The sequence below is a fragment of the Streptomyces sp. NPDC033177 genome, from assembly GCF_055577715.1.
Window position 1 is genome coordinate 344,185 of the sequence record NZ_JBVIPS010000007.1, and the last position, 19,593, is coordinate 363,777.

At 71.5% G+C, this 19,593-nt stretch carries 19 protein-coding genes and 1 tRNA gene; 7 read left to right on the forward strand and 13 right to left on the reverse strand.

Features of this window, described 5'->3' with window-relative positions; genetic code table 11:
• The first annotated feature begins 78 nt into the window (after positions 1-78).
• Together ACZ5U5_RS25345 and ACZ5U5_RS25350 are read left to right on the forward strand one after the other, a co-directional pair.
• Entirely contained in the window at positions 79-1,884 is a 1,806-nt protein-coding gene (locus ACZ5U5_RS25345) for a S8 family peptidase (protein ID WP_469025674.1), read from the forward strand.
• 34 nt (positions 1,885-1,918) lie between these two features.
• Positions 1,919-2,404 carry a hypothetical protein gene (locus tag ACZ5U5_RS25350; protein WP_469025677.1) on the forward strand — a complete coding sequence of 162 codons (486 nt, stop codon included), beginning with the start codon at positions 1,919-1,921 and terminating at the stop codon, positions 2,402-2,404.
• Positions 2,405-2,501: 97 nt separating this feature from the next.
• Here ACZ5U5_RS25350 and mshC read toward each other — a convergent pair whose 3' ends face one another.
• From mshC to ACZ5U5_RS25370, 4 genes are all read right to left on the reverse strand, one after another.
• Complete coding sequence (gene mshC, locus ACZ5U5_RS25355) at positions 2,502-3,731, reverse strand: cysteine--1-D-myo-inosityl 2-amino-2-deoxy-alpha-D-glucopyranoside ligase (RefSeq protein ID WP_469025679.1); 1,230 nt, start codon at positions 3,729-3,731, stop codon at positions 2,502-2,504.
• Positions 3,732-3,927: 196 nt separating this feature from the next.
• The gene (locus ACZ5U5_RS25360) at positions 3,928-4,785 is read right to left on the reverse strand and encodes an SCO1664 family protein (protein WP_469025680.1); all 858 of its coding nucleotides are present in this window, start codon (positions 4,783-4,785) and stop codon (positions 3,928-3,930) included.
• Positions 4,749-5,339 (reverse strand): DUF3090 domain-containing protein, encoded by a 591-nt coding sequence (locus ACZ5U5_RS25365; protein WP_363210848.1) that lies wholly within the window; start codon positions 5,337-5,339, stop codon positions 4,749-4,751. Before ACZ5U5_RS25365 ends, ACZ5U5_RS25360 begins: the two co-directional genes overlap by 37 nt.
• 81 nt (positions 5,340-5,420) lie before the next feature.
• Positions 5,421-6,107 carry a histidine phosphatase family protein gene (locus ACZ5U5_RS25370; protein WP_469025682.1) on the reverse strand — a complete coding sequence of 229 codons (687 nt, stop codon included), beginning with the start codon at positions 6,105-6,107 and terminating at the stop codon, positions 5,421-5,423.
• 53 nt (positions 6,108-6,160) lie between these two features.
• Between ACZ5U5_RS25370 and corA the strand changes: the two genes are divergently transcribed.
• Positions 6,161-7,168: a magnesium/cobalt transporter CorA gene (corA, locus tag ACZ5U5_RS25375; RefSeq protein ID WP_469025685.1), complete on the forward strand. Its 1,008-nt coding sequence runs from the start codon at positions 6,161-6,163 to the stop codon at positions 7,166-7,168.
• Positions 7,169-7,193: 25 nt separating this feature from the next.
• Here corA and ACZ5U5_RS25380 read toward each other — a convergent pair whose 3' ends face one another.
• Both ACZ5U5_RS25380 and ACZ5U5_RS25385 read right to left on the reverse strand, forming a co-directional pair.
• Positions 7,194-7,973, reverse strand: a complete 780-nt coding sequence (locus ACZ5U5_RS25380) for a ferritin-like domain-containing protein (RefSeq protein ID WP_469026124.1) — start codon at positions 7,971-7,973, stop codon at positions 7,194-7,196.
• Positions 7,974-8,197: 224 nt separating this feature from the next.
• Positions 8,198-9,247, reverse strand: a complete 1,050-nt coding sequence (locus tag ACZ5U5_RS25385; protein WP_451213877.1) for an LLM class F420-dependent oxidoreductase — start codon at positions 9,245-9,247, stop codon at positions 8,198-8,200.
• A 175-nt stretch (positions 9,248-9,422) separates the two neighbouring features.
• On the opposite strand from ACZ5U5_RS25385, the gene ACZ5U5_RS25390 reads away from it, so the two are divergent.
• Together ACZ5U5_RS25390 and ACZ5U5_RS25395 are read left to right on the forward strand one after the other, a co-directional pair.
• Positions 9,423-10,403 (forward strand): aldo/keto reductase, encoded by a 981-nt coding sequence (locus tag ACZ5U5_RS25390; RefSeq protein ID WP_469025688.1) that lies wholly within the window; start codon positions 9,423-9,425, stop codon positions 10,401-10,403.
• Complete coding sequence (locus tag ACZ5U5_RS25395; RefSeq protein WP_469025691.1) at positions 10,400-12,604, forward strand: helix-hairpin-helix domain-containing protein; 2,205 nt, start codon at positions 10,400-10,402, stop codon at positions 12,602-12,604. The genes ACZ5U5_RS25390 and ACZ5U5_RS25395 overlap by 4 nt, the downstream gene beginning before the upstream one ends.
• A 70-nt stretch (positions 12,605-12,674) precedes the next feature.
• On the opposite strand, the gene ACZ5U5_RS25400 is transcribed toward ACZ5U5_RS25395, so the two are convergent.
• Complete coding sequence (locus ACZ5U5_RS25400) at positions 12,675-13,424, reverse strand: hypothetical protein (protein ID WP_469025694.1); 750 nt, start codon at positions 13,422-13,424, stop codon at positions 12,675-12,677.
• A gap of 47 nt (positions 13,425-13,471) precedes the next feature.
• Here ACZ5U5_RS25400 and ACZ5U5_RS25405 point away from each other — a divergent pair, with 47 nt between their 5' ends.
• A complete protein-coding gene (locus ACZ5U5_RS25405; protein ID WP_363210842.1) occupies positions 13,472-13,660 on the forward strand; it encodes a DUF5703 family protein in 189 nt (62 codons plus the stop codon).
• A gap of 85 nt (positions 13,661-13,745) precedes the next feature.
• Here the strand turns inward: ACZ5U5_RS25405 and ACZ5U5_RS25410 are convergent, their stop codons facing one another.
• The 3 genes from ACZ5U5_RS25410 to ACZ5U5_RS25420 all read right to left on the reverse strand — a co-directional run bounded on the left by ACZ5U5_RS25410 (position 13,746) and on the right by ACZ5U5_RS25420 (position 16,369).
• Positions 13,746-14,504: a chaplin gene (locus ACZ5U5_RS25410; RefSeq protein ID WP_469025696.1), complete on the reverse strand. Its 759-nt coding sequence runs from the start codon at positions 14,502-14,504 to the stop codon at positions 13,746-13,748.
• Positions 14,505-14,644: 140 nt separating this feature from the next.
• Complete coding sequence (gene chpH, locus ACZ5U5_RS25415; RefSeq protein ID WP_469025699.1) at positions 14,645-14,878, reverse strand: chaplin ChpH; 234 nt, start codon at positions 14,876-14,878, stop codon at positions 14,645-14,647.
• 138 nt (positions 14,879-15,016) lie between these two features.
• Positions 15,017-16,369, reverse strand: coding sequence for a M20/M25/M40 family metallo-hydrolase (locus tag ACZ5U5_RS25420; protein WP_469025702.1), 1,353 nt, complete (start codon positions 16,367-16,369; stop codon positions 15,017-15,019).
• Positions 16,370-16,550: 181 nt separating this feature from the next.
• Between ACZ5U5_RS25420 and ACZ5U5_RS25425 the strand changes: the two genes are divergently transcribed.
• Positions 16,551-16,638: transfer RNA gene (locus tag ACZ5U5_RS25425), tRNA-Leu, on the forward strand.
• 60 nt (positions 16,639-16,698) lie between these two features.
• Here ACZ5U5_RS25425 and ACZ5U5_RS25430 read toward each other — a convergent pair.
• The 3 genes from ACZ5U5_RS25430 to ACZ5U5_RS25440 all read right to left on the reverse strand — a co-directional run bounded on the left by ACZ5U5_RS25430 (position 16,699) and on the right by ACZ5U5_RS25440 (position 19,581).
• Positions 16,699-17,586 carry a M23 family metallopeptidase gene (locus ACZ5U5_RS25430; protein WP_469025704.1) on the reverse strand — a complete coding sequence of 296 codons (888 nt, stop codon included), beginning with the start codon at positions 17,584-17,586 and terminating at the stop codon, positions 16,699-16,701.
• Positions 17,587-17,671: 85 nt separating this feature from the next.
• Positions 17,672-19,405: an ABC transporter ATP-binding protein gene (locus tag ACZ5U5_RS25435; protein ID WP_469025707.1), complete on the reverse strand. Its 1,734-nt coding sequence runs from the start codon at positions 19,403-19,405 to the stop codon at positions 17,672-17,674.
• Positions 19,402-19,581 carry a hypothetical protein gene (locus ACZ5U5_RS25440; RefSeq protein ID WP_469025709.1) on the reverse strand — a complete coding sequence of 60 codons (180 nt, stop codon included), beginning with the start codon at positions 19,579-19,581 and terminating at the stop codon, positions 19,402-19,404. Before ACZ5U5_RS25440 ends, ACZ5U5_RS25435 begins: the two co-directional genes overlap by 4 nt.
• Positions 19,582-19,593: the final 12 nt, after the last annotated feature.

Genomic DNA, 19,593 nt, shown 5'->3' on the forward strand with positions numbered 1-19,593 from the left:
GTAGCAGGGTGAGCCCCGGAACGCGCGGCCACAGCGCGCGGCACGGCACCCCGCAGGACCGAAGGGAGCGGTGAAGCGATGACCGACCAGGTAGAGCCGGCAAGGGACCCGGGAGCCGGCGGCCCCGGACCCGACGGGGCGGGATTCACCTACCGCGCGTCCGAGCAGGAGCTGATCGTCGTCGCACGGGCGGAGGCCCGGCTGCGGGCCGGGGCCGAGGGCGTCCGCTCGGCGGCGGGCTCCGACGTGTCGGCCCTGAACATGTTCCTCGGCGACGAACAGCTCGCCCTTGAACCGCTGTTCGGCAACGAGGAGCGTCTGCACGCCGCGGCCGGGCAGCTCGCCGAAGCGGACGGCGGTGACGGCGACGACGTCCCCGACCTTGCGCTCTTCTACCGCGTACGCGGCGGCGAGAGCCGGGCCCAGGAACTGCGCTCGCGGCTGGCCGCGCTGCCGGGGATCGACACGGCGTACGTGAAGCCCGGTGCCGTACCGGCGTCGCTCGGCTCGACCGACAAGCCGCGGACCCCGCCCCAGCGCGGGCCGGGAGAGCTCGGCACGCCCGACGTCGGCGAGTCCGCGCGCCGCAAGGAAGGCGCCCCCGTCACCCCCGACTTCACCGGCCGCCAGGGTTATCTGCGCCCCGCGCCCGAAGGCGTCGACGCGCACTGGGCGTGGCAGCGGCTCGGCGGTTCGGGCGAGGGCATCACGGTGATCGACATCGAGGGCGCCTGGCAGCTCAGCCACGAGGACCTGACGGGCAAGCTCGCCGGCGTGGTCATCGGGACACCGATCCAGGACGTGGCCTGGCGCAACCACGGCACCGCGGTGATCGGCGTGATCGGCGGCGACCGCAACCAGGCGGGGATCACGGGCATCGCGCCCGAGGCGATGACCGCGACGGCCTCCTTCCAGCCCCTGGGCACCGCGGCGACGATCCACGCGGCGGCACAGCGGCTCGGCCCCGGCGACATCGTGCTGATCGAACTGCACCGCCCAGGGCCGCGGTTCGGCTTCGAACCGCGCGACGACCAGCGGGGCTACATCGCCCTGGAGTGGTGGCCCGACGACTACGCGGCGATCCGGTACGCCGCCGCGAAGGGCGTCATCGTCGTGGGCGCGGCGGGCAACGGCGCCGAATCCCTGGACGACGCGATGTACGAGCGCAGGCCCGACGAGTTCCCCGAGTCGTGGCGCAACCCCTTCAACCCCTCCAACCGGCCCTCCCGCGCCGTCCTGGTCGGCGCGGGCGCACCGCCGCCCGGCACCCACGGCCGCGATCACGGCCCCGACCGCTCACGTCTGGGGTTCTCCAACTACGGTGCCCGCGTGGACGCCCAGGGCTGGGGCCGCGAGACGACCACGACCGGCGGCTCCTGGAACCAGCCGGGCGATCTGCAGGGCGGCCCCGACGAGATCGGCTGGTACACGGACACGTTCTCCGGGACCTCGTCCGCCTCACCGGTCGTCGTCGGCGCCCTGGCCTGTCTGCAGGGCATGCTCAAGGCCGCGGGCCAGCAGCTGATGACCCCGGACCGGGCGCGTGCGGTGCTGCGCTCGACGGGCTCGCCGCAGCAGGACGCACCGGGCCGCCCGGCCTCGCAGCGGATCGGCAACCGCCCGGACATCAAGTCGGCGGTCACGAACCTGCTGCCGTCGGCGGTGGGCTCGGGCCGGGCCGAGCGCTACTGGGACGAGCTGATCCCGTATCCCCCCGAACTCCCGCCGCGCCTACGGCTGTTCGTCGCGGGAGAGTGGCGCAACCTGAACGATCCGTCCCCCGACATCCGCCAGGCGGTACGCGCCGCCTTCGCCGGAGGACACCCCGACGTACGCGTCTGGTTCTCGGACGACGAGGTCGTCGGCCTGGTCGTCACGGGCTGAAGCATCACAACCATTGAGGGAAGGTGGCACACGCATGAGTACCACCCCGCACATGAGCCCCATGCAGCAAGGCCGGCAGCAACAGGGCCAGCAGGGCCCGAGCACCGCGCCGCCCCAGCAGTTCGACCAGCAGTTCGACCAGGAGGGCATGCGCGGCATGCAGGGGAACGGCACGCAGGGTGCGCAGCAGCAGCTCCGCCAGCTCGGCGAGCAGCAGCCCTACCAGCAGCTGCTCCAGCAGCTCGGCCAGGAGAACATCCCGCAGGCGCAGGCACCCGAGATCTCCACCAAGGCGGTCGCGTCGAACGTTGCGACGACGTTCTGGGACGTCGTGCAGCCCCTCCCCGGCCAGGCGTCGGCCCTCTACCTGTGGGTCGACGACGCGTGGCGGGTGTTCATCAACCCCACCCCGCAGACCCGCGACGAGGTGCAGGACGCCTTCGCGTTCGGGCAGCGGGTGTACGGCTACTACGACACCAACAACCCGTCGTACCTGGTGGCCATCGTGGTCACCAAGTGACGGTCACCGCCGTCGCGTGAACGGACCGCGGCGCCGGGCGGAGTCCTTCCCGCCCGGCGCCGCTCTTCATGCCGGATTACCTCAGCGGTCGACGGGGCTACAGGGCCACGCCGAGCAGCGCGTCGACCGCGCGGGAGACGACGCCGGGGGCGCCCTCTTCCGTACCGCCCTCGGCCTCCTGGCGGGCGGCCCACGCGTCGACCGCGGCGAGCGCTGTAGGTGCGTCCAGGTCGTTGGCCAGGGCTTCGCGCATCTCCTCGACGAGGGCGTCGGCGGAGGGTCCGTCGGGCCGCGAGACGGCAGCACGCCACCGGCCGAGGCGCTCCACGGCCTCGGTCAGGACGGCGTCGGTCCACTCCCAGTCGGCGCGGTAGTGGTGCGCGAGGAGTGCGAGGCGGATGGCGGCCGGGTCGGTCCCGTCCCGCCGCAGCTTCGACACGAAGACCAGGTTGCCCTTGGACTTGGACATCTTCGCGCCGTCCAGGGCGACCATGCCGGCGTGCACGTACGCCTTGGCGAAGGGGTACTCGCCGGTGAGCGCCTGGGCGTGCGAGGCACCCATCTCGTGGTGCGGGAAGGCGAGATCGGAGCCGCCGCCCTGCACATCGAAGCCCATGCCCAGGTGGTCGAGGGCGATGGCCACACACTCGATGTGCCAGCCGGGGCGGCCCCGGCCGAGCGAGGCGCCGTCCCAGCTCGGCTCGCCCTCACGGGCCGCCATCCAGAGCATCGGGTCGAGCGGGTCCTTCTTGCCCGGACGGTCCGGGTCGCCGCCGCGCTCGGCGGAGAGCAGCTTCATCGCGGCGGCGTCGAGTCCCGAGACCTCGCCGAAGTGCGGGTCGGACTCGACCGAGAAGTAGACGTCGCCCTCCAACTCGTAGGCGGCGCCCATGTCCCGGAGCCGTTCGACGAGCGGCACGATGCCGGGTATCGCCTCGACGGCTCCGATGTAGTGCTGCGGCGGGAGCAGTCGCAGGGCGGTCATGTCCTCGCGGAACAGGGCGGTCTCACCCTCGGCGAGCTCGACCCAGTCCTTGCCGTCGCGGTTGGCGCGTTCCAGGAGCGGGTCGTCCACGTCGGTCACGTTTTGGACGTAATGAACCTGCCGCTTGGTGTCGAGCCACACGCGCTGCACGAGGTCGAACGCGTTGTAGGTCGCCGCGTGACCCATGTGGGTGGCGTCGTACGGAGTGATGCCGCAGACGTAGATACGGGCGACGGGACCGGGGTCAAGGGTGACAAGACCGCCGGTCGCGGTGTCGTGGATCCGGAGGTCGCGGCCCTTGCCAGGAAGGGCGGGGACCTCAGAAGCGGGCCAGGCATGCATTCCATGAGCCTAACCGGACGGAGCGTCCGCATACCTGGCGGGGGCGCCTTGAGCGGTGCGATCAAGCCGCCGCTGCGCGGCGATGTTTCCCCACCCACCCACCCGATTGCCCCGCAGCGGACAGCCGCCGCCGTTGTGGGCAGGCGTTCCGCAGGGCGGAACGGGTGGGCACAACGCCGAAGCTGCGGGGTCCCGGTTAAACCGGCGGCCACGGAATGGCGGGCCACTCTCCGCTGGGTACAGGGTGCTTCCCCGACGCCAGCAGGGCGTCCACCCTCGCGCGGAGCGCGTCCACCTCAGCCCCGGTGATCAGCTTCCCCAGCCGCAGGGCCAGCGGCGCCTCACCGCCAAGCCCGTCCCGCAGGGACTCGAGCACCCCCACCGCCTCGGCGGTCAGCGGCTCCCCCGCCCAGCCCCACAGCAGCGTCCGCAGCTTGTCCTCGGCGTTGAAGGTGACCCCGTGGTCGATGCCGTACAGGCGGCCCGCGTCGGTCAGCAGATGCCCGCCCTTGCGGTCCGCGTTGTTGATCACGGCGTCGAGCACCGAGAGCCGCCGCAGCCGCTCGTCGTCCGCGTGCACGAGAAGGGCCGTACGCCCCTCCCCCACGTCGGCGAAGCCGATCGCCTTCCAGCCCTCGCCCGGCTCCGCGCCCTCGACGAGGGCCAGCAGCTCCCCGCCGTCCTCGGCGGACTCCGGGTCGGAGTCCGACCCCTCGATCCACAGCTGGCACATGCCCTCGCCGTGCGGCCCGTCCCGCAGGACGGTCGGCGGGACCAGGCCCCACCCCGTCGCCTCGGAGACCTCGTACGCGGCCACCTCCCGCTGTGCCAGCGTCCCGTCGGGGAAATCCCACAGGGGACGCTCCCCCGCGACCGGCTTGTAGACGCAGACGGCTTCCTGGCCCTCGTACGAGACGGAGCAGTAGAGCACCGCGTTCGATGCCTCACGGATGCGCCCTCGCACGGTCAGCTCACCCCGGGTGAGCAACTCCATGACGTCGGTGCCGGAGGCCACGCTCACGCGCCCCGCCGGTATCCGTTCTGCCGCGGGCATACGTGTCCTTCCGGGTCGAGCGGGAGACTGCACAGCGGGCACGGCGGCCGCCCCGCGTTCACGACGTCGAGGGCGCGCTTGGCGAACGCGCGCGCCTGCGCCCCGGTGAGCCGCACGCGCAGCATCGGCGGCCCGTTCTCCTCGTCCTGCAGAAGCCTTTCCTCGGCTTCCGCGAGATCCTCGTCGGACTCGGCGTCCAGCTCGACCAGGGCCTGCGCCTCGACGATCATCCGCTCCTCGTCGCCGTCCCAGGCCAGCGCCATCGTGCCGACGCGGAACTCCTCCTCGACGGGTGAGTCCAGGGGCGCGCTGTCACTGACCTCCGAAGGGGCCACCGCGGGCACGGGGGTGTTGCCGCCACTGCGGCGCACCACCTCGTCCAGCAGCTCCTCCATGCGTTCGGCGAGGGCGGCCACCTGCGTCTTCTCCAGGGCGACACTGGTCACCCGGACTCCCGCGGAGGCCTGGAGGAAAAAGGTACGCCGGCCGGGGAGCCCGACCGTTCCGGCCACGAAGCGTTCCGGCGGGTCGTAGAGGAACACCTGACGCGACACGTCCTGTCTCCATTGGGATCGACTGCAATTGATCATTTGCGCTAGTTCGGCGCGACGACTGCACCCTACTGCGGGTGACGATCACGGTGCTCCCGCATCGCCCCCCACCGCCGCGTCGCTGCCCGACGGCTCCGCGCGGGGCGCGAGCGACCCGAAGTCCCCGGTGTCCCCCAGCCGTACGAGGAAGGGGCGCAGGCGCGTGAAACGGATGGCGGTGACGGAGCAGGGCTCCACGGAGATGCGCTGGAAGAGGTCCAGGTGGAGGCCGATGGCATCCGCGACAAGGGACTTGATGATGTCGCCGTGCGAGCACATCAGGTACACGGCGTCGGGACCGTGATCGCGCTCCACGCGCGCGTTCCACTCGCGTACCGCCTCGGCCGCCCGCGTCTGCATGGCGCGCATGGACTCACCGCCCGGAAAGGCGGCGGCCGAGGGGTGCTGCTGTACGACCTCCATCAGCGGCTCGCCGGACAGCTCGGCCAGCTTGCGGCCCGACCAGTCGCCGTAGTGGCACTCCCCGATGCGGTCGTCGGTGTGCGCCCGCAGGTCCGGGCGGGCGGCGAGCAGCGGCGCGACGGTCTCCTGGCAGCGCTGCAGCGGGCTCGTGACGACTTCGGCGAGCGGCAGGTCCGCGAGGCGTCCGGGGAGCGCGGCGGCCTGTGCGGCGCCGCGCTCGTCCAGGGCCACGCCGGGGGTCCACCCGGCGAGCAGGCCCGCGGTGTTGGCGGTGGATCGTCCGTGCCGGACGAGGATCAGCGTGGGCATGCGGGCCAGCCTAAGCCGACGCGGGGGTGCGCCCCGAGCAGAGGTTCGGAAGAATGCCCTCCGTGATCGTGGACTGCGCGATGTACCGGGACGGGCGCCGCACCGAGTGCGAGGCGGACTTCTCCGATGCCCTGGGCAAGGCACGTGCCGCGGGGGACGCCTTCGTCTGGGTGGGCCTGCACGAACCGACGGAGGACGAGTTCGACGAGGTGAGCAGGGAGTTCGGGCTGCATCCGCTGGCGGTGGAGGACGCCTTGAAGGCGCATCAGCGGCCCAAGCTTGAGGTGTTCGACGACTCCCTTTTCGTGGTCCTGAAGCCGGTCGTGTACGAGCCGGACAGCGACGCCGTGTCGTCGGGCGAGGTCATGGTCTTCATCGGCGAGAGCTTCGTGGTGACGGTCCGGCACGGCGAGGGCTCGCCCCTCGGTGCCGTACGCCATCGCATGGAGGCCGAGCCGGAGATGCTCAGGCACGGCCCCACGTCCGTCCTGTACGCGGTCGCCGACGCCACGGTCGACCATTACCTGGACGTCGCGGGCGAGCTGCAGACCGACCTGGAGGAGCTGGAGGCGGAGGTCTTCTCGCCCGACAGCGGGGGCAGCCGCAACACGGCGTCCCGGATCTACCGCTTCAAGCGGCAGATCGTCGAGTTCCGCCGGGCCACCGGACCGTTGGCGCTGCCCATGATGCGTCTCTCCGGAACAGGCCCTTTCGCGCCCGACGTGCCCTTCGTCAAGGACACCGCCCAGCCGTTCTTCCGGGACGTCAACGACCATCTGACGCGCGTGAACGACTGGGTGGACAGCCTCGACCGCCTGGTGTCCGACATCCTCTCCGCGCATCTGGCGCAGATGAGCGTGCGCCAGAACGACGACATGCGGAAGATCTCGGCGTGGGCGGCCATGGCCGCGGTGCCGACGATGATCGCCGGGGTCTACGGCATGAACTTCGACCACATGCCCGAGCTGCGCTGGGTGTGGTCCTATCCGGCGGTGATCCTGCTGATGGCCGGCATCGAGTTCTTCCTCTACCGGCTGTTCAAGCGCCGCGGCTGGCTCTAGGTCCCTGCCGCGGGTCAGGTCCGGCTCAGGCGAACGACGTGGCGGGTCCGCCGAGGGCGTCGCGCCGTTCGGGCATCTTCAGGGACACCATCCGCCGCCAGCCACCGAGCCGTTCGAACGCGTAGAGCCCGTTGACGCCCGTGGCGAGCGCCGCCGCCTTGGGCTTCGGCCAGCCCAGGATGCGCCCCATGTGACCCATCACGGCGATGCTCACGTCGCGGTACACGCGCGTCTCGGCGCGGGCGCACTCGTGCAGGGTGTCCAGGATCGTCCGCCCGTGACCGGCCGCCGCGAGGCTCAGCAGTTCCTCGTGGCAGTACGCCAGGTGGTTGTCCTCGTCGTGGCAGATCATCCGGATGGCCTTGCCGACCTCGGGGTGATCGCCGAAGTACGTGACGAGCATGTCCATCTGGTCGGCGGCCCGCTGTTCTGTGACGCGGCTGTGCGCGAGGTAGACGACGACGTCCCGCTCGGTCAGCGGCTCCTCACGGCGCAGCTTGTCGTGCGCGAGGCCGATGCCCTTCTGCTCCAGGAGCATGGTGTAGTCCGTCTCGGGCGGCACGGGGACGGGCTCGAGGCCGCGCTTCTTCAGCAGGGCGTTGAAGATCCGCCCGTGCTTGTCCTCGTCGGCGCCGTGCCGGGTGACTTTCTGGGTGAGGCCGCGGTAGCTCTCGGGAAGCAGCGCCGCGATGCGCGCGTTCTCCCAGCCGCCCTGCGTCTCGCCGCTGGCGGCGATGGAACAGAAGAGCTGGAACGACTCGTCGTTGTCGAGGATCTCCTCGAAGACACTCCTGGCCGACAGCATCAGTGGCACCTCCATGCCCTCCGCGCGGACCTCCGCAAAGAACAAGTCAAATGCGGTGGCGCGGGTGTGGCAACAGGTGTCGCGGACAACTCCGCCGAACGAAGGACAGTTGCCCCCGGACGGGACCGTAACCGACGGGCTCCATGACGCGTTGTGCCCCGTGACGGCCGTGGCGGGGAAGACCCCCGAGCCCCCACCACGGCCGCAGAACTTTTCCCCCCGGGTTACGCCAGTCCAGCGCGCTCCAGCGCCTGCGTACCCGCGCGCAGGGCCGCGATCCGCTCATCCAGCGTGAAGCCGGCCGGCGCCAGCGTCAGCGTGGTGACCCCGGCGGCCGCGTAGGCCTGCATCCGGTCGGCGATGCGGTCCACGGAGCCGAGCAGCGTCGTCGAGTCGATCAGCTCGCGCGGCACCGCGGCCGCCGCGCCCTCCTTGTCGCCGGACAGGTACTTGTCCTGGATCTCGGCGGCTTCCTTCTCGTAGCCCATGCGCTGGGCGAGCTGGTTGTAGAAGTTCTGCTTGCGGCTGCCCATGCCGCCCACGTAGAGCGCGGTGTACGGGCGGAACATGTCCGCGAGGCCGCTGACGTCGTCGCCCACGGCGAGCGGCACCGTCGGGACGACGTCGAAGCCGTCCATCGTCTTGCCCGCCTTCTCGCGTCCCGCCCGCAGGTGACGGATCGCGGTCTCCTCCAGGTGCTCGGCGGCGGGGAAGATCAGCAGGGCGCCGTCGGCGATCTCACCGGTCTGCTCCAGGTTCTTGGGGCCGATCGCGGCGACGTACAGCGGGATGTGCTCGCGCTGCGGGTGGACGGTCAGCTTGATGGGCTTGCCCGGTCCGTCCGGCAGCGGGAGCGTCCAGTGCTCGCCCTCGTAGCTGAGGCGTTCGCGCGTCATCGCCTTGCGGACGATCTCGACGTACTCGCGGGTGCGGGCGAGCGGCTTGTCGAACTTGACGCCGTACCAGCCCTCGGAGACCTGCGGTCCCGAGACTCCGAGCCCCAGGCGGAAGCGGCCGCCGGAGAGCGAGTCGAGCGTCGCCGCCGTCATGGCGGTCATCGCGGGCTGCCGGGCCGGGATCTGGAAGATCGCGGATCCGATGTCGATGCGTTCGGTCTGCGCGGCAACCCAGGACAGCACCGTCGCGGCGTCCGAGCCGTAGGCCTCGGCGGCCCAGCAGACCGCGTAGCCGAGTTTGTCGGCCTCCTTGGCGACGGCGAGGTTGTCCGCGTCCATCCCCGCGCCCCAGTAGCCGAGGTTGATCCCGAGCTGCATGGCCGAATCCCCTTACTGAGCAGTAACGTCTCTGTGCCGGGGACTGTAGCGCGTGGGTGCGGGGCCCGTCAGCGGCGGGCGTGGGGGTGGCCGAGGGGTTCCCGGGTTTTCCACAGGCACAGGTTTGTCCACAGCCCCTCACGCCGCTGGAGCACGGCCAGTAATCTCAGCGCCCATGGAGCAGAGGCATCTCGGCCGTACCGGCCTTCGCGTGTCCCGGATCGGACTCGGCACCCTCACCTGGGGCCATACCCAGGAGAGCGACGCCGCCGATCTGCTGAAGGTGTTCTGGGAAGCCGGTGGCAGCCTCGTCGACACGGCTGATGTGTACGGCGACGGGGAGGCCGAGTATCTGCTCGGCCGACTCATAGAACGGCTCGTGCCGCGGCGCGATCTGGTCATCGCGACCAAGGCGGGCAGCGTGCCGGACCCCGACCGCCGCTTCGACGGATCCCGGGGCCACCTCCTCTCCGCGCTCGACGCCTCCCTGGCCCGCCTGGGCACGGACTACGTGGACCTGTGGCAGCTGCACGCCTTCGACCCCTGCACGCCCCTGGACGAGACGCTCCAGGCCCTGGACATCGCCGTCAGCAGCGGCCGGGCGCGCTATGCGGGCCTCTCGAACTTCTCCGGCTGGCAGCTCGCCAAGGCGGCGACGTGGCAGCTCGCGGCCCCGGGCACGCGGACCCGTCTCGCCGGCGCGCAGATGGAGTACTCCCTGCTGCAGCGCGGCGTCGAGCGGGAGCTGCTGCCCGCCGCGATGGACCTCGGCATGGGCCTGCTGCCCTCGTCGCCGCTCGGCCGCGGCGTGCTCACGGGCAAGTACCGCCACTCCACCCCGGCCGACTCGCGCGGCGCCTCCGAGCACCTCGCGCCGTTCGTCGCGCCCTACCTGGACGACGCCGCGGGCCGCATCGTCGACGCGCTGGCCACGGCGGCGGACGGCCTCGCGGCGACGCCCCTGCAGGTCGCCCTCGCCTGGGTGCGCGACCGCCCCGGGGTGACCGCGCCGATCGTCGGCGCGCGCAACGCGCAGCAGCTCACGGCCGCATTGTCAGTGGAGACCCTTAGTCTTCCTGACGAGATCTGCCGGGCGCTCGACGACGTGTCGGCGCCCGTGCACCGCTACCCCGATCACGACTGGAGCACGCTGTGAGTACGGAGCCGGAGACCGCTGCCGCGGAGGAAGCGGAGGCCGCTGCCCCGGAGGAGACCGAGGCACAGGCTCCGGAGGAGACCGGGGCGCAGGCTCCGGAGGCCGCCGCCGACACAGCCACCGCGGAGGGTGAAGCCGCCGCGGAGAGCAAGGAACTCTCCGAGACCGAGGCGGAGATCGCCGCCCAGCGGGAGCTCCAGGAGCGGATCGCCGAGCGGAAGGCCGCCAAGCAGGGGCCGGTCGACGCCGGAGCCAAGCTCAGTGGCAAGGCCGCCGACCTGTTGGCCGCCGTGCGCGCGGTGGAGAGCGGCGAGAAGCCGACGGCCAGCGCCTTCAGCGAGCCCGCGCCCGCGCCCCGCAGGACCACACCGGAGCCCGTGCGGCGGCCCCAGCCCGTCGCCGCGGGCCCCGCGGGGCCCGGTGACGAGGTCGTGGAAGCGGTCCGCGCCGTCCTCGCCGAGGGAGGAGCGCCCGCCGCCCTCGCGGCACGGACGGCGGCGGTGCTCGGCGAGGGCGCCGACGAACAATTGCGCGCGGATCCCTGGCAGTTGCTGCGGGTCGGCGGCGTGCGCACGGAGCAGGCCGACGGGTTCGCGCGTGCGCTGCTCGGCGCGGAGTGCGGGCCCGACGACGAGCGCAGGGGACGCGCGATCACCGCCTGGCTCCTGGAGCAGGCGGCCGTCGCGGGGCACACCGCCCTGGACGCGGCGGCGCTCACCGCGGCGCTCGGTCAGCGTGCCGTGCCCGATCCGGACGCGGCGGTCCAGAGCGCCATCGCGGAGGGCGACATCCTGGTCTTCCAGGACGCCGTCGAGACACCGGGGGCACCGGCCCCCGCGCGGGAGGAAGCCGAAGGCGAGGGCGAGGAGACGGAGCAGCCGGTCCGCGTCCTGGTCGGCCTCGAGCGGTACGCCCTCGCGGAGGAAAGCCTCGCCGACGCACTCGCCCGGGTGATCAACTCCCTCTCCAAGGAAGAGGGTTCGGGTCCCCAGGCCGCCGACTGGGAGTCCGCGGCAGGCGAGGCGTCGGGCTCCACCGCCGAGCTGATCCGCGCGGTGGCCGGTCACGGTCTCGTCCTGCACACCGGCGGCGAGGCGGCACGCGCCGAGCCCGCCGCGGTACTGAAGGCGGCCGCAGGCCTCGGCCTGCGCGCGTGGGCGGCCACGCACAGCTCCGCGGGCCGCAGTCGCGTCGCCGGGCTCGCGGGCACGGACGAGACGGGCACCGCGACCGTGGCGGGGCTGCTCTCGGGAGCGGAAGGCCCGGGGCGGGACAGGGACGGTGCGCTCGCCCTTGACCTGCTGGTGGTCCTCGACGCGCCGCAGCTGGACGTGGAGACCGCCGCGATGCTGGTGGAGTCCCTGCCGGACGGCGCCCGCCTCGTGCTGAGCGGCGACCCGGGGGTGCTCTGGTCGGCGGGCCCGGGCCGGGTCTTCGCGGACCTCCTCGCGGCGCGCTGCTGCCCGCAGGTCGTCTCACGCGTCCCGGACCCTGGACCCATCGGGGAGCTGGTCTCCGGCATCGGCATCGGCGAGCTGAACCAGGTCGAGGCGCCGGGCAAGGAAGTCGTGATCGTCCCCGTGCGCGACGCGGGCGAGGCGGTGCACCGAACGGTCCAGCTCGTGGCGGACTCGGTGCCGCGGGCGATCGGGGTGCCCCCGGAGGACACCCAGGTGATCACTCCCGGACACGGCGGAGCCGCCGGTACGCGTGCGTTGAACACCGCACTCAAGGAGCGGCTGAACCCCGGCCCCGGCAAGTTCGCCGGGTTCGACCCCGGCGACCGCGTCGCCCACGTCCCGGCGCCCGGCCGCACGACGCTCGGCCGGGTCCTGCGGGCGGACGCGGAGGGGCTGCACCTGGAGTGTGACGGCGCCCCCGTCGTCGTGGCGAAGGAGCAGGTGGAGCAGACGGTGCGGCACGCCTGGGCGCTCACCGCGCACCAGGCCGTGGGCCTGAGCTGGCCCGCGGCGGTCGTGGTGCTGCCCGGCGACGCGACCGCGGCCCTGAGCAGGCCGTGGGTCTACACCGCGTTCAGTCGCGGTGAGCGCCATCTGTCGGTGGTCCAGGGCGCCGAGCAGGCGCTGCCGCGCGCGGTGGCGGAGATCCCCGCCAAGGCCCGCACGACGCGCCTGCAGACGCTCCTGCGCCCTCAGGTGCCCGCCACGCCCGCCACCCCCGCCGCGCCCGTCACGTCCTGAGGCGAGGGCCCTTCCCGCGCCTGCGGGTGCCGGCGGCCGCAAGGACCACCGGCACCCGCGAGCCCAGGGGTCAGCGATCCGCGTCCAGGGGCCTTCTGTCGTCGTCGACGTCGAGCCCGTCCGCCTCGTCGGCCTCATCGACCCCGTCGAGCTCTTCGAGCACCGCCACGGCGTCGACCTCGGGTCCGTCGTCGTCCGGGTCATCGTCGAAGACCGCGCTGACGTCGAACCGGCACAGGACCCGGTGCGGGTCCGCCTGGTCGAAGGGCGCGTCGAGCCACTCCCCCGGCTCGGGGGGCTCGTCCGCGGCGGTGACCCAGAGGGTGGAGTCACCCTCCTCCAGGCCGAACTCCTTGTGCCGGGAGGCGATTTCGTCCGGTTCGAACTCTCCGAAGAGCACGCCGAGCGCGGCGTGCACACTGCTGCCGGCCGCCGCGGCCGCGGAGCTCTCGCCCGACGTGCCCGCGTCGAGGTCCGCGATCCGCTGGGCCTGCGTGAGGAGCCGCTGCGGCTCCGCCACGGCGTAGTCCCTGCGGATCAGCACGCTGAGCGCGTTCGCCTCCTCCGGGCCCTGGTAGGGCGGCAGCACTCCGCTGTCCGAACCGGGGATCTCGAAGGGGGTGACCTCGTCATGGCGGTCGTAGAGAAGCTCGTCGTACTCCTCGGCCGCGGCGGCCAGCTCGTTGAACGCTTCATAGACGGCCGGGTCGTCCTCACCCGACCTGCGTTCGACCGCGGCAAGGTGACGGTCGAGCGCGGTCTTGACCGCCTCGGCGGCGGCGCGTACCTCGGCAGCGGTGGGCTGCGCAGCATCAGACATAGTGCAGACGCTATCCGTACCGGGCCTGTACTTGCACAATAGATGCGATGCCGGAATACGAATTTGTCGACGTGTATGTGCCGCGCGGGGTCACCCGCAAGGAAGCGACGCGCCTGCTGACGGACCACGCGGAGTACGGGCACTGGGAGTTGGACCGCCTGAGCCTGCGTACGGACGGCAGCCGCAGGGTGCGGCTGAAGCGGCGGATCATCCGCCAGCTGCGGGCGACCTGGTGAGCTGAGCGAACGAGCGGGAGGGTGCCCCGACCAGCGGGACACCCTCCGTTCTGCGTACCGGATCAGGGGGCGACGCGCACCCTGATCAGGCGTTCGACCGCGTCCTGCGGTACAGCACCGTGCCCGCGAGCAGCAGGCCCGCACCCACCGGAAGGACGACGCCGACCGGCAGCTCGCTGCCCGTCTGGGCGAGCGACTCCGACCCCTTGGGCTGCGCGATGCTCTGCGCCCCCGGCTGGTTCGGCATCGCCCGGTCGTCCACCGGCTTCTCACCCGGCGTACCGGGGTCCCCCGGCTCTTCCTGCCCGACCGGCTTCTCCGGCGTCTCGGGCTTCTCCGGGCCGCCCGGCGGCTGCTCTGGCTTCGTGGGCGGCTTCTCGCTGCCCGGCGGGGTTCCCTCGCCCGAGTCGTTGACGCAGTCGTTGCCGCCGGTCGCGTTGCCGAGGCCGACGATGGTGACGCTGTTGCCGCAGACGTTCACCGGCACGTCGACCGGCAGCTGGACGTCGTTGCCCGAGGCCACGCCGGGCGAGCCACTGGTGTGCCCGTCCGCCGAGGAGCCGCCGCCCGAGGGCTTGTCGTGGCCGCTGCCGCCCTCGTCGGAGGTGTTGACGCAGTTGTTGCCCGCCGCGGGGTTGAGTACCCCGACGACGTTGACGCTGTTGCCGCAGACGTTCAGCGGCACGTTGATCGGGAGCTGGACCGAGTTGCCGGACGCGACGCCCGGAGAATCCGATGCTCCCCCGCGGGCGCCCGAGTCGGCTTGCGCGTATCCACCGCTGATGGCGAGCACGCCCGTCGCGGCCGCTACCGTGATCAGGCCTTTACGAGTGACCTGTCGCATAGGTTTTCCCTGCCTTGTGACCTTCAGGAATGCGTACGCACCTCGGGGCGCGCACACGGAATGCCGGAAGGCCCCGGAGTGCATGGCACGCACTCCGGGGCCGACAGACTCAGACCCTCATGGGGTGAGGCACAGCAACGTCAGACGTTGGCGCAGGTGTTGCCGAAGGCGGGGTTCAGCAGCCCGATCACGGAGACCGTGTTGCCACAGGCGTTCACCGGCACGTGCACCGGCACCTGAACGACGTTGCCCGAGAGCACACCGGGGGACTTCACGGCGGCACCCTGAGCACCGGCGTCGGCAGCAGCGATACCCGCACCCGCGAGCACGAGACCACCAGTGGCAGCCACAGCAGCGACGATCTTCTTGATCATTATTCCTCCTTGTTGGCAATGCGATCCCAGCCGCGGACCGCACCACCTGTAACGAGGAGGACGTGTGGGGGCTACGAGCCCATGGTCCCTTTCACTCTTTTCAGTCAAGTACGCACGCGCTGACGATTATCGGAGCGTTCAGGACGCGTCGATGAACCGGTCGAGCACGCGCACCCCGAACTTCAGGCCGTCCACCGGCACCCGCTCGTCCACGCCGTGGAACATGCCCGCGAAGTCCAGCTCCGGCGGCAGCTTCAGCGGCGCGAAGCCGAAGCCGCGGATGCCGAGGTCGTCGAAGGACTTGGCGTCGGTGCCCGCCGAGAGCATGTACGGCACGGCGCGGGCGATCGGGTCCTCGGCCTGGAGCGCCGTCTGCATGGCGTCGACGAGCGCGCCGTCGAAGGTGGTCTCCAGGGCCTTGTCCGCGTGCACGTCCGTGCGCTTGACGTGCGGGCCGAGCAGCCGGTCCAGGTCGGCGAGGAACTCCTCCTCGTACCCCGGCAGGAAGCGGCCGTCGACGTGCGCCGTGGCCTGCCCCGGGATGACGTTGACCTTGTAACCCGCGCCCAGCTGGGTCGGGTTGGCGGTGTTCTGCAGGGAGGCGCCGATGAGCTTGGCGATGCCGCCGAGCTTGGCGAGCGTCTCGTCCATGTTCTCGGGGTCGAGCTCGGTGCCGAGCGCGTCACCGAGCTCGTCCAGGAAGTGCCGCAGCGTCTTGGTCACCCGCACCGGGAACTTGTGTCGCCCCAACCGGCCCACGGCCTCGGACAGTTCGGTGATGGCGTTGTCCTTGTGGATCATCGAACCGTGGCCCGCGGTGCCGTCCACGGTCAGCTTCATCCAGTGCATGCCCTTCTGGGCCGTCTCGATGAGGTAGAGCCGCAGGTCCTCGTTGACCTGGAAGGAGAAGCCGCCGACCTCGCTGATGGCCTCCGTGACGCCCTCGAAGAGCTCCGGGTGGTTGTCGACGAGGTAGCGCGCGCCGTACGTGCCGCCGGCCTCCTCGTCGGCCATGAACGACAGCACGATGTCGCGCGGGGGCTTGCGCCCGGTGCGCATGCGCTCGCGTACGACCGCGAGGGTCATCGCGTCCATGTCCTTCATGTCGACGGCGCCGCGGCCCCACACACAGCCGTCCGCGATCTCCCCGGAGAAGGGGTGGTGCCGCCAGTCCTGCGCATTGGCCGGTACGACATCGGTGTGGCCGTGGATGAGCAGCGCGGGCCGGGAGCGGTCCTCGCCCTCGATGCGGGCCACCGTGGAGGCGCGGCCGGGGTGCGACTCGAAGATCTGCGGCTCCAGACCCACCTCGGCGAGCTTCTCCGCGACGTACTCGGCGGCCTTGCGCTCGCCCGGGCCCGAGTGGTCGCCGTAGTTGCTCGTGTCGATGCGGATGAGATCGCGGCAGAGGTCGACGACCTCGTCCTCACCGGTGACGGTCCGCGACCGGTCCGCGTCGCCCGCCCTGTCGGCCCTGCTCGGCTCGCTCACGATGGTTCCTTCCGCTATCGCTGCTGGTGGTCCCCCTCATCCTCCCGCGTTCCCCCTCCGACACCCAAGACCGGGCACCCGCCGTCACGTGCCGTTCACGCACCTGACCTGTGTGATCGGAGGCCCCCGAATGTTTGCTATGGTTTTCCACGTCGCCGCGGGAAACCGCGAGAGACCACCGGTCCGGGTGGCGGAATGGCAGACGCGCTAGCTTGAGGTGCTAGTGCCCTTTATCGGGCGTGGGGGTTCAAGTCCCCCCTCGGACACCAGAGATTGACCACGAATGCGCTGGTCGGGAGCGATCCCGACCAGCGCTTTCGCGTTGCTGATCACCGGCAGCGGGAATCGGGGTCCTCGACCGGATCCGTCGCGCCCGGCACGGGGAGCGGTCCGACAGGGACACAGTGCGTGCTGTCCTCGGGCACGCCGGTGTGCTCCACCCCCTCGTCGTCGCGGTAGTGCCAGGCGAACGGCACACCTCGTGCCGTCATCACGTCGGGGCCGTCCATCAGCTGGAAGTGCAGGTGGGGCTCGGAGGAGTTGCCGGAGTTGCCGCATTCGGCGATCTCCTGGCCGGCCGTGACCCGGTCTCCCACGGCCACGCGCAGCGAGCCGCGCCGCAGGTGCGCGAAAGCCGCGTGCACGCCGTCGCCGATGTCCAGGATGACGTGGTTGCCCAAGAGGTGGCTCGGCCAGCCGAGACTGCGGATGAAGCCCTCCAGGTAGAGGAAGAGGAAGGCGGGCAGCGACATGCGCGACAGATGGTCCCGCTGACGTCGCCCGGTCGCGACGACCACTCCGTCGGCGGGGGCGAGCACGGGCATGCCGTACGTGGGATAGAGGCGGGGGCGCCGGGCGAGCGGCCAGAGCCAGCGGAAGGGCGGAGCCTGCGGCGTGACTCCGTCGCCGCCTGCTGCGGGGACGTGCATCAGATCGATGGCGTAGGTCTGCGCGTGACTGTGGGTGTGGCTGGGAACCTTCGTGGCCGGGCCGTTGAGTGCCGTCCAGCGCCCGGCGACCGGCATGCGGAGGAGCAACGGCTCGCGGTCCAGGGGCGGGCGCTGGGCGCGGATCAGTGTCACGCGCATGGTCTGAGCGACGATCAGCAGCGCCACTCCGGTGAACCAGAGCGGGCCGAGCCCTCGGGAGTTCACCACGATGCACAAGGCACCGGCGGCGAACACCAGGCCATAGCGCTTCCACAGCATCACGAGCATGTGCACCTCTTCGCAGGGTGTGTCAGTTCGGGCGGCGCCCGCATCGTGTCACGGTGAAGTGACGGGTTCCGGCGGGTACGGCTTTCTACGAGGCTCCGACGGGGGCCAACTGCTGGCCGGCGAGGCGTCGGTAGGTGGCGTCCTCCGCCATCAGTTGCAGGTGGCTGCCGCGGGCCCTCAGCCGGCCCTGCTCGATGACGAGGATCTCGTCGGCGCCCGCCGTGGTGGAGATGCGGTGGGCGATCGTGAGCACGTGGCAGTGGGCTCCGATGGTGGTGAGGGCGGAGCGCAGCGCCCCCTCGGAATCCGAGTCGAGGTTCGACGTGGCCTCGTCGAGGAGCAGGACCGCGGGGCGGGTCAGCAGCGCACGGGCGATGGCCAGACGCTGGCGCTGGCCGCCGGAGAGCCCTGCGCCGCCCTCGCCGAGGTGGGTGTCGAGGCCGTCCGGCAGGGCGGCGACGACGTCGGTGAGGTGGGCCGCCTGGACGGCCTGCTCGATCTCCTGCGGGGTGGCGTCGGGCCGGGCGTAGACGAGGTTCTCGCGGACCGTGCCCCGCATGAGCGGGGAGTCCTGCTCGACCAGGCCGATACGGGAGCGGAGTTCGCGCAGCGGCAGGAGGGAGACGTCCTCGCCCGAGACCCGGACCGTTCCCTTGTCGGGGTCATAGAAGCGTTCGATCAGCTGGAACAGGGTGGACTTGCCCGCGCCCGACGGTCCGACGATCGCGGTGATGCCGGTGGCGGGGAGCGCGAACGAGACGTCGTCGAGGGCTCGGGGCGCGGTGTCGGAGTAGCTGAAGGTGACGTGTCGGAACTCGATGGCGGCGGTGCCCTCGGCCTGGTCCCGCTTCTGCGCCACCACGGGGCCTGCCGGGGCCTCGACGGTCTCCTGGCCGATGGTGGCGAGGTCGTTGACGCGGTCGATGGCGGCCCGGCCCTGCTGGAACTCCCCCAGCGACATGAAGAGCGTGACCAGCGGTGAGACGAGATAGAACAGGTACATGATGAAGGAGGTGAGGTCCGCGGCCGGGAGGGCTCCCGTGGTGGTGCGGGCCATGCCCCAGGTGATCACCACCGCGAGCGACACCTGAGTGCCCACGTTCATCGCGGGCATCAGCATCGCCGACAGCCGGGTCACCCGGATCCCGCTGCCGCGTGCGGCGTCGGCGAGCGCGTCGATCCGCGCGGCCTCACGCTGCTCGGCGCCGGAGGCCTTGACCGTGGTGAGCGCGCCGAGGACCCGCAGGAGTCCTGACCCGTAGTCGCTGGTGTCCTCGCGGTTCTGGACCGCCGCCTTGCGGACGGCTCTGGCGAGGAACAGCGCGAGCGTGGACGCGGCACCGAGACAGCCGGCTGTGACCAGGAGCAGCCGCCAGTCGATCCAGGCCATGACGGCGATGCAGCCCACCGTGGTGAACCCGGCTGTGATCATCTGGGCGACGGACGAGGACAGGGCGATCCGGGCGAGCGAGGTGTCCGAGACGGTGCGGGTGAACACATCACCGTGTTCGAGCTTGTTGAAGGCCCGTATCCGCGAGTGCAGCAGTCGCCCGGTGAGGGTGGAGCGCATGTCCAGGACGATGTTCTCGCCCGCCCGGCCGATCAGATAGAAGTGCGTGGCGGCGAGCGCGGCGTCGGCGACGAACAGGCCGGCGATGGACAGGATCGGCCAGGTCGTGGACTTGTCCAGGGAGACGGCTTCGATCAGGTCGCCGATGAGCAGCGGCTGCACGAGCGTCGCGGCGGTGCCGCCGAGGCCGAGGAGGATGCCGACGGCCAGCAGTACCCGGTGCCGTCGGACGATCGCGGAGAAGTTCACGACGCGTCCCGGCCGCAGGAGATGGCCATGATCACGGCGATGCTCGTGGCGAAGACGATGCCGAGGGCCATCGCCCGTCCGGTGAGCCGTCCGTTCTCCCGGAACACCGCGGACATGCCCGGCGCGGCGAAGGCGAACGTGACCGCGAACCACACCGCACGGCTTGTTGTCATCATGGTTCCTCCCTT

Bases quoted from the DNA above. Each gene is read 5' to 3' on its own strand.
- ACZ5U5_RS25380 (WP_469026124.1), bottom strand. From the start codon at position 7,973: ATGCTGTCGGCCAGGAGTGTCTTCGAGGAGATCCTCGACAACGACGAG.
- ACZ5U5_RS25410 (WP_469025696.1), bottom strand. From the start codon at position 14,504: ATGCGACAGGTCACTCGTAAAGGCCTGATCACGGTAGCGGCCGCGACG.
- corA (WP_469025685.1), top strand. From the start codon at position 6,161: ATGCCCTCCGTGATCGTGGACTGCGCGATGTACCGGGACGGGCGCCGC.
- ACZ5U5_RS25430 (WP_469025704.1), bottom strand. From the start codon at position 17,586: ATGCTCGTGATGCTGTGGAAGCGCTATGGCCTGGTGTTCGCCGCCGGT.
- ACZ5U5_RS25345 (WP_469025674.1), top strand. From the start codon at position 79: ATGACCGACCAGGTAGAGCCGGCAAGGGACCCGGGAGCCGGCGGCCCC.
- ACZ5U5_RS25390 (WP_469025688.1), top strand. From the start codon at position 9,423: ATGGAGCAGAGGCATCTCGGCCGTACCGGCCTTCGCGTGTCCCGGATC.
- ACZ5U5_RS25405 (WP_363210842.1), top strand. From the start codon at position 13,472: ATGCCGGAATACGAATTTGTCGACGTGTATGTGCCGCGCGGGGTCACC.
- ACZ5U5_RS25385 (WP_451213877.1), bottom strand. From the start codon at position 9,247: ATGCAGCTCGGGATCAACCTCGGCTACTGGGGCGCGGGGATGGACGCG.
- mshC (WP_469025679.1), bottom strand. From the start codon at position 3,731: ATGCATGCCTGGCCCGCTTCTGAGGTCCCCGCCCTTCCTGGCAAGGGC.
- ACZ5U5_RS25370 (WP_469025682.1), bottom strand. From the start codon at position 6,107: ATGCCCACGCTGATCCTCGTCCGGCACGGACGATCCACCGCCAACACC.
- ACZ5U5_RS25440 (WP_469025709.1), bottom strand. From the start codon at position 19,581: ATGATGACAACAAGCCGTGCGGTGTGGTTCGCGGTCACGTTCGCCTTC.
- chpH (WP_469025699.1), bottom strand. From the start codon at position 14,878: ATGATCAAGAAGATCGTCGCTGCTGTGGCTGCCACTGGTGGTCTCGTG.
- ACZ5U5_RS25360 (WP_469025680.1), bottom strand. From the start codon at position 4,785: ATGCCCGCGGCAGAACGGATACCGGCGGGGCGCGTGAGCGTGGCCTCC.
- ACZ5U5_RS25400 (WP_469025694.1), bottom strand. From the start codon at position 13,424: ATGTCTGATGCTGCGCAGCCCACCGCTGCCGAGGTACGCGCCGCCGCC.
- ACZ5U5_RS25350 (WP_469025677.1), top strand. From the start codon at position 1,919: ATGAGTACCACCCCGCACATGAGCCCCATGCAGCAAGGCCGGCAGCAA.